Consider the following 1,049-nt stretch of genomic DNA (forward strand, 5'->3'; position numbering starts at 1 on the left):
CGCATGACGGCGGGAGAAGGGGCTGATAACGGCATGGGGTTGTTTATCAATACGCTGCCGTTGCGGCTGGATATCGATGAGACTCCGCTACGGGACAGCGTACAAGTCGCCCACGCCCGACTGGCCGGACTATTAGCCCATGAACATGCTTCACTGGCTCTGGCACAGAAATGCAGCAGAGTTGACAGCAGTCTCCCCCTCTTTAGTGCCCTGCTGAACTATCGACATAATGACATATCGGTAACATCAGATGAGCTGATAAAGGGCATTGAGTTTCTGAGCGCACAGGAGCGAACCAACTATCCTTTAGCACTGTCAGTGGAAGATTTTGGTGAGGCTTTGGGATTAACGGCTCAGATCGTCCAGCCGTTTGAGGCGGAACGGATATGCGGCTATATGCAACAGGCGCTGGAGAGTCTGGCGACAGCACTGGAGCAAACCCCGGACAGGCCGGTCCGGGCACTGAACATCCTGCCGGAAACGGAACGCACGATGTTGCTGACAACCTGGAACGCAACAGAAACCGCGTACCCCACATTGTGTATTCATCAGTTATTTGAGCAACAGGCGGAGAAAACCCCGGACGCGACAGCATTAGTATATGAAGAACAAAGCCTCAGTTATGCCGAATTAAATACCCGGGCCAATCGTCTGGCACATCAACTGATTGCGCTGGGAATAGAACCAGATCAACGGGTAGTGATTTGCGTGTCACGGTCACCGGCCATGGTGGTGGGGATACTGGCGGTATTGAAAGCCGGCGGCACCTATGTGCCGCTGGACCCCGTCTATTCGAGTGAGCGTTTGGGACTGAGTCTGATGGATGCCGCCCCGGCTATTGTGCTGGCAGATAATAACGGGCGAGCCGCTCTGGGTGAGCGGGCACTGGCAGGACGAACGGTGCTTGACCCGAATACCCGCGTTGACCAGCCGGACAGCAATCCGCAGATAGCCGGATTAACGTCACGGCATCTGGCCTATGTGATTTACACTTCCGGCTCAACGGGGACGCCGAAAGGCGTGATGGTAGAGCATCGGGGGGTGGTGAA

Annotated in this window: 1 protein-coding gene; it reads left to right on the forward strand. The window is 55.5% G+C overall.

Annotation, left to right across the window (positions count from 1 at the left end; genetic code table 11):
- Window positions 1–1,049, forward strand: a 1,049-nt coding sequence (locus tag FE394_RS19395) for an AMP-binding protein (protein ID WP_319927950.1), incomplete at both ends; no start/stop codon positions are given.

Source organism: Xenorhabdus littoralis, from assembly GCF_033949345.1.
Lineage (GTDB): Bacteria > Pseudomonadota > Gammaproteobacteria > Enterobacterales > Enterobacteriaceae > Xenorhabdus > Xenorhabdus littoralis.